This window comes from Mycobacterium sp. DHQP2018-32-09, from assembly GCF_058148405.1.
The window spans coordinates 1-271 of sequence record NZ_JBYVYK010000215.1; the positions used below are offsets into that span (position 1 = coordinate 1).

At 74.2% G+C, this 271-nt stretch carries 1 protein-coding gene; it reads right to left on the reverse strand.

What is annotated here, in order from left to right; all coding sequences use genetic code 11:
* Positions 1-271, reverse strand: a 271-nt coding sequence (locus AC30CM_RS27415) for an HNH endonuclease signature motif containing protein (RefSeq protein WP_490120040.1), incomplete at both ends; no start/stop codon positions are given.

Consider the following 271-nt stretch of genomic DNA (forward strand, 5'->3'; position numbering starts at 1 on the left):
GGGCGTGATGAGCCTGGGAGCCATACGCCCCCACGGTGCAGCCGGGCTTGGTGCAGCCCCCGTCGCGGGCGATCAACGCCCACCGCTGCGCGGTGCTCGCCGTACGCCGGGTCCGGTAGCAGTCCATGACCTCCCGCGTCGCGCCGTCGAAGATGGCCAGGCAGCCCGTGGTGTCGCTGCGGGCCGCCATCGCCAACACGTCCGGGATCGGCATCAGCGTCCCGCCGCCGGTGACCGCGATCCCGGCGCGGGCGGCCAGATCGGCCAGTGT